The following is a 5980-nucleotide window of genomic DNA, read 5'->3' as shown; positions in this document are numbered from 1 at the left end:
GCCGATGCCGCGGCTGGCGCCGGTGACGAGGGTGAGGGGGCGGGGGATGTCGGTGCTCATGCGGCGGATTCTGCGCCGCCCGCGGCGCTCGCAGGGCGCGCGGTCCTGGCATCATCGCGCCTTCGTCCCCTCGACCAGGAAGCTCCATGGGCCAGCGTCTCCGCTTCTTCGCAATGGCGCTGGGTCTGCTGGCCGTGACGCCGCTGGCACTGGCCGAGCAGTTCAAGGTGCTGGTCTTCAGCAAGACCGCGGGCTGGCATCACGAGTCCATCCCGGCCGGCGTGGCGGCGATCCAGCGGCTCGGGCAGCTGCACGACTTCGGCGTGTTCTGGACCGAGGACGCCAACCGGGTGATGAACGACCATGAGCTGGCGAAGTACCAGGCCGTCGTCTTCCTTCTCACGACCGGCGACGTCCTGGACGCGGCGCAGCAGGCGGCCTTCGAGCGCTACATCCGCGCCGGCGGCGGCTTCGTGGGCGTGCACAGCGCCGCGGACACGGAACATGGCTGGCCCTGGTACGGGCGCCTGGTGGGGCGGATGTTCCAGGCGCATCCGGCCAACCAGACGGCGACGCTGGTGGTGCAGGACAGCAACTTCCCCGGCATGGATCGCTTCCTGCGGCGCTTCCTCTTCACCGAGGAGTGGTACCAGTTCGGGCCGCCCCGGTCGGAGGACCTGAAGGTGCTGCTGACGGTGGACGAGCGGACCTACCAGCCCGCCACGGAATGGGCTGGCAAGCCGGTCGCGCCCATGGGCGCCAGCCACCCGATCAGCTGGTACCAGCGGGTCGACGGCGGGCGCAGCTTCTACACCGCCCTCGGCCACCTGCCCGCCACCTACGGCGACGAGCGGTTCCAGCACCACCTGTTCGGCGGCATCTACTGGGCCGCCACCGGCAAGGGCTTCAGCGCCGAGTGAGCCGGGCGAGCCGCTGACGCTGCCCCGCTCCCCTGAATCGGCGACGCGCGCGTCGTATCCGATGCAACCGGGCGTTGCGGCCGCGCGGTCCTTCGTGTCTGTCCTGTAAAGCGCGCAGCCCGGTGGCCGCTTGCTGCCGCTTACGAATCGGCGCCTTCGGTTGCAGGGCGTGTGAGGGGCGCTCCGAATAATCCGCCGCCCTTGAGGCACCCCACATCCCGGAGGACGGATTCCATGACGATCACTTCGACGCGCCCCGGTGGCGCTCCCCGCCTGCATCCGCTGGCCCTGTCGCTGGCGCTGGCCGGCGTGCTCGCCGGTTGCGGCGGCGGATCCTCCGACGACGCGTCGGTCCAGGAGGCGCGTCTGCCCGGGGGCGGCGCCACCTCCGGCGCCACCGCGGCGGCGGCCGGCGCGCAAGTGTGCTTCTACGAGCATGTGAACTATGCCGGCGCCAGCCTGTGCACCAGCACCAGCACCAGCTGGATCGGCGCGGCCTGGAACGACCGCATCTCGTCGATCCGCGTGCCAGCCGGCTACAAGGTCGAGCTCTTCGCCGACAGGAACCTGCGCGGCACCACCGTCACGCTGACGGCGGACAACGCCAACCTGGTCGGTCTGGGCCTGAACGACGCGGTGTCCTCGATGCGCGTGACGCCGCCCGCGGCGCCGTCCAAGGTGACCCTGGCCTCGGTGCAGTTCGCGCAGTCGATGCTCTACGCCAGCAGTGACAGCCAACTGGTGCTGGTCGCCAACAAGCCCACGCTGCTAAAGGTCAACGTGACCGCGCCGGCCGGCACCACCGCGCCGGCCGGTGTCGTGCGCGTCGACAACACCGTCGACGGCACCAGCCGCGACCTGCCGCTGGCGGCGCCGCGCCGCGGCCTGCCGACCACCGTGTCGGAGACGCAGTCCTTCGACGACGCCTACAGCGTCACCGTGCCGGCCGAGCTGGTGAAGAGCGGCCTCAAGGTCACGGTGACCGTCGCCGGCGCGCGGCCCAGAGCTTCACGCCGCGGGTGGGCGGCGGCACGCCGATGCGCTTCATCCCGATCCCGGTGCGCATCGCCGGCACCACCGGCCAGCTGCCGGCCGACCAGACCGCGCACCTGCGCGCGCTGTTCCCGGTGTCGTCGGTGACGCTGCGCTCGCATCCGACCTTCGTGTCGTCCAAGGTGACCACGCTGCCGACCACGGACTCGGGCTGGAGCGACGCCTTCGGCAAGATCCTGGGCGAGCTCAACGACCTGCACCGCATCGAGGGCGCCGCGCGCCAGGACTACTACTTCGGCTTCATCCCCAAGCGCACCTGGGGCCTGGCGGGCCTGGGCTACATGCCCGGCAGCTCGGCCGTCGGCTTCGACATGCCGAGCGCGCCGGACACCGTGCGCGACGTGGTGGCGCACGAGCTGGGCCACAACTTCTCGCTGCCGCACGCGGCCTGCGGCGGCGCGGGTTCGCCGGACCCCAACTATCCGTATCCGGACGCCAACCTGGGCAAGCCGGGCCGCTACGTCTGGAGCTACCTGTCGGACGTGAACGCGTTCTACGACCCGCGCCCGACCGACCGCCACGACATCATGAGCTACTGCGGCGGCACGGTGTTCTCGGACTACAACTACCGCCGCATGCAGACCTTCCTGACGCCGGCCGACACGGCCGCCGCGCAGGTCAAGGGCACGGCCGCGGGCGCCGACGGCGACCGTCCGGTGGCGACGCAGGACGTGCTGCTGGTCAGCGGCAGCATCCGGGGCAAGCAGGTCGAGATCAACCCGGTCAAGACGCTGGTGGCCAGGCCCGACGCGAGCGGCGGCGCCTACCTGCTGCGCGTGCAGACGGCCGGCGGCCAGATCGTCGAGCAGCGCTTCACGCCGCAGTCGGTGGACCATGACGGCGAGCTGCTGCACTTCAGCGTGCTGGTGCCCAAGGTCGACAACATCGCCAGCATCAGCGTGCTGAGCGACGGCGCGACGCTGGCGCAGGCGCAGGCCCGGGTGAGCAACGCGCGCCAGAAGGCGCTGGCCACCGGCAGCAGCCGCGCGCAGGTGCAGGTCAAGGAAGCTGGCGGCAAGGCCACGCTGCGCTGGGATGCCGAGGCGACGCCCTTCCTGAGCGTGACCTGGACCGACGGCACCCGCCGCCTGAACCTGGCGCAGGACCTGCAGGGCGGCGAGGTGATGCTGGACACGCAGGAGCTGCCGACCGGCGGCCGCTTCGAGTTCATCGTGTCGGACGGCCTGAACGCGCAGCGCGTCGAGCTGTCGCGCTGAGCCCGGACCGAGCCGGAGGCCGGGGCCTTGGCGCCTGGCCTTCGGCCTCGACGTCGAGCTGAATGGACGCGCCGCGTGTCGGGAGATCGCGGCGCGTCTTGCATTGCGGCGGCAGGCCGTTATCGTCGAGCCCCATGACCTCATCCCCTTCCGATCGCGGGCCCGAGCGCCTCGCGGCCTGCTGTTGCGGCCAGCTCAGCGCGCGCGTCGTGGGCCAGCCGGTGCGGGTGTCCATCTGCCACTGCCTGGCCTGCCAGCGCCGCACCGGCAGCGTCTTCGGCCAGCAGGCGCGCTTCCGCCGCGAGGAGGTGACGGTGGCCGGCCGCTCGACCGAATACGTGCGCGTCGGCGACGAGGGAACGCGGCCCGCTTCCACTTCTGTCCAGACTGCGGCTCGACGGTCTTCTACGAGCCCGAGGCGCTGCCGGACTTCATCGCGATTCCCGTCGGCGCCTTCGCCGATCCGACCTTCCCCGCGCCCACCGTGTCGGTCTACGAGGACCGCATGCACGCCTGGGTCGTGCCGCCACCGGACGCGGAGCACTGGGGCTGAGCGCCGGGTCGCGCCATCGCTTCGTCGCTGCGTCCCGTCACTCCCAGCACAGGAGCTTTCATGTTCGACCACGTCAAGTTCGGTGTCCGCGACTACGCCGCCAGCAAGGCCTTCTACCTGCAGGCGCTGGCGCCGATCGGCGTGTCGGTGGTCGGGGAGGGCGAGCCTTCCTACGGCGCGGAACTGAGCGCCGGCGGCGAGGCCTCGCTGTGCCTGTTCGAAACCACCGAGACGCCGGCCCACCTGCACATCGCATTCGTGGCGCCGCGGCGCGAGCAGGTCGATGCCTTCCATCGCGCCGCCCTGGCCGCCGGCGGCCGGGACAACGGACCGCCCGGGCTGCGTCCGAAGTACCACCCCAACTACTACGCGGCCTTCGTCATCGATCCGGACGGGCACAACATCGAGATGGTCTGCCACGCTCCGGCGTGAGGTCGACTTGACGCCGGGGTGAGGCCGCCGTGAGGCGGTTCAGCGGCAGAAGCCCTCGTCCCAGGCGCGCGTGCCGTAGAGCACTGGCATCAAACGGCGAGGCCCGGAGGGATCGGCTGGATCGGCCGCCAGGCAGAACTTGGCCATGTAGCCCCGCGTGGGATCGACGGTCCGACGAGCGGATGTTCAGGTAGACCTGGTAGACCCGGCCGGGCTGCAGCATCGGTGCAGTCGCGGGCCGCGCGCTTGCGCCGTCCGGTGCCTGGCCGTAGGCGAAACAGCTGGCCGACGACATCGTCTCCAGGCGCTGCGCATCCAGCAGTACCGACCAGACCTCGGCGACCGGGCTGACCGACACGTCACTGACCATCACCGCCTGCAAGCGGATCGTGGGCCCGCGCGCAGTCTCCTTGGCGCTGATCGTGAAGCAGGGCTGCCCCTCCTGAAGCCGCACTTCGGCGTCGCCTACCCGCGAGGTCGCGCAGGCCGTGCCGAGCGCGGCGCACAAGGCCAGCGCCAGCGTCGCGTCAAGGCAGGTTCGCGGTGTCGGACGGATTGGTGAGGAAGGCATTCAGCACCTCTTCGAAAAGGGCCAGTTGTTGCGCAAACTGCGCCTGCCGCATCGCCTGCGGCGCGTTCAGGTGCTTGAGCGCGAAGTAGTCGGCCAGCAGGTCGCCCTGTGACTCCATGTTGTAGTCGCCCAGCTTGGCGCCAGCCTTGAGCTCGTAGTCGTAGCCCAACCCGATGCGGATGGCACCACGCAGCCGCACCGGGTAACCGAGTTGGTACTGCCAGACATGCACCATCTCGTGGATGAACCACTGCTTGGTGTAGACGTCGGTTGATGAGAAGTCTTCCTTGAAGTGCTTCTTGTTGAAATAGATCTCCCCGTTGGGCGTCATCGCCGTGTCGTCGGGCTGCAAGCCGAAGGGAAGGTACTCGTCGTTGTGGACCTTCACCCGGCTGTAGTCGATCGCGTCCTTGAAGAGCAGCCGCGCCATTGCGATCTCGCCGCTGGTGAGCGGGCGGACCCCGCCTTCTGGCGTGGCCAACGGCCGCAGCGGTGCCGGGACATTGACGGCCCGTGCTGGAGGGATGACCTCCCCGGCCAGCATCGTCCAGGAAGCGTCGAGACTCGTGCCGATACCGGCGTCCAGGCCGATCGGCCCGGGGCGCGGCGAGGGGCCGAGGCACCGTGTGCCGGGGTCGGACAGCATCTGGCGGACGTCCAGCCCAATCGGGCCCGGAGCAAGGGCACGTGCCATGGGAGCCTTTCAGCGAGGGATGCCGGTGGCGTTCTCGGCGATCCGACGATGTTGCCCGCTCGCGGACGCCGCAGCAAATGACTCTCGGCCAAGCGCACGCGCGACCGCTGTGCGCTGCCGCACACAAGCGGCCATCGCGGGGCACCGATAACCGGCGCGCCTCGCTCGATATCCAAACTGGGATCGACAAAGCCGGCGCGCGGCAGTAAAAACCGGCGTTCATAAAACATTCAGGAGACAAAAATGTTTCATACAGGTTGGAGCCGGCGCGCCGCGCTCGTTCGCGCGGTGCTGATCGTCGGTGGTGCGACGCTGGGCCTGCTGGCCGGCGGCGCTCGCGCCGAGGACAAGGGCCTGGTCGGGATCGCGATGCCGACCAAGAGCTCGGCCCGCTGGATCGCCGATGGCGACAACATGGTCAAGGCCTTCCAGGCCAAGGGCTACAAGACCGACCTGCAGTACGCCGAGGACGACATCCCCAACCAGCTCGCCCAGATCGAGAACCTCATCACCCGCAAGGTGAAGGTGCTGGTGATCGCG

Annotated in this window: 6 protein-coding genes and 1 pseudogene; 6 read left to right on the top strand and 1 reads right to left on the bottom strand. The window is 69.9% G+C overall.

Going from position 1 to position 5980, the window contains the following annotated elements; genetic code table 11:
* Nucleotides 1-146: 146 nt before the first annotated feature.
* The 5 genes and pseudogenes from FUT87_RS04060 to FUT87_RS04040 all read left to right on the top strand — a co-directional run bounded on the left by FUT87_RS04060 (nt 147) and on the right by FUT87_RS04040 (nt 4175).
* On the top strand, nt 147-920 hold the full coding sequence (locus FUT87_RS04060) for a ThuA domain-containing protein (RefSeq protein ID WP_147240169.1): 774 nt from the start codon (nt 147-149) through the stop codon (nt 918-920).
* A gap of 234 nt (nt 921-1154) precedes the next feature.
* Complete coding sequence (locus FUT87_RS04055; protein ID WP_147240168.1) at nt 1155-2060, top strand: peptidase inhibitor family I36 protein; 906 nt, start codon at nt 1155-1157, stop codon at nt 2058-2060.
* A complete protein-coding gene (locus tag FUT87_RS04050; RefSeq protein WP_147240167.1) occupies nt 1958-3190 on the top strand; it encodes a zinc-dependent metalloprotease family protein in 1233 nt (410 codons plus the stop codon). The genes FUT87_RS04055 and FUT87_RS04050 overlap by 103 nt, the downstream gene beginning before the upstream one ends.
* Nucleotides 3191-3252: 62 nt before the next feature.
* Nucleotides 3253-3743: pseudogene (locus FUT87_RS31590) on the top strand (GFA family protein).
* Nucleotides 3744-3803: 60 nt separating this feature from the next.
* Nucleotides 3804-4175, top strand: coding sequence for a VOC family protein (locus FUT87_RS04040; protein ID WP_147240166.1), 372 nt, complete (start codon nt 3804-3806; stop codon nt 4173-4175).
* Nucleotides 4176-4702: 527 nt separating this feature from the next.
* On the opposite strand, the gene FUT87_RS04035 is transcribed toward FUT87_RS04040, so the two are convergent.
* A complete protein-coding gene (locus tag FUT87_RS04035; protein WP_091722014.1) occupies nt 4703-5176 on the bottom strand; it encodes a Rhs element Vgr protein in 474 nt (157 codons plus the stop codon).
* A gap of 507 nt (nt 5177-5683) precedes the next feature.
* Between FUT87_RS04035 and FUT87_RS04030 the strand changes: the two genes are divergently transcribed.
* On the top strand, nt 5684-5980 hold a 297-nt coding region (locus FUT87_RS04030; protein WP_147240165.1), incomplete at its 3' end, for a substrate-binding domain-containing protein.

This window comes from Mitsuaria sp. TWR114 (genome assembly GCF_007997345.1).
The sequence above is the reverse complement of the archived record's forward strand: the minus strand, read 5'-3'. Positions and strand labels throughout refer to the sequence as shown.